Origin of the sequence: Bartonella sp. AA81SXKL, assembly GCF_042196945.1 — a bacterium.
In the GTDB taxonomy this organism is placed as follows: domain Bacteria; phylum Pseudomonadota; class Alphaproteobacteria; order Rhizobiales; family Rhizobiaceae; genus Bartonella.
On the sequence record NZ_JBHIRH010000357.1, the window covers coordinates 326 to 597 of the forward strand.

Annotated in this window: 1 pseudogene; it reads right to left on the minus strand. The window is 47.4% G+C overall.

Annotated elements, in window-relative coordinates:
• Positions 1-272: pseudogene (locus ACFINZ_RS11685) on the minus strand (leucine--tRNA ligase); the annotation flags it as partial.

The window sequence follows — 272 nt, forward strand, 5'->3', positions numbered from 1 at the left end:
CATCAGGCAACACAACAGGCAAATCGGCACGTGGCACAGGAACCACTCCACAAGATGTACAATGGATCATTGGAATGGGGCACCCCCAATAACGTTGACGTGAAATACCCCAATCCCGTAAACGAAATTGCACTGTTTTTTCTGCTTGAGGCTTCCCATTAAGCATTTGTCCCTCAAGCCTTCTGGCTACTTCTTCAAAAGCCTGTTGGGGTGTCAAACCATCCAAAAAGCTGGAATTGATCATCACCCCATCACCGAGATAAGGCGTTTCA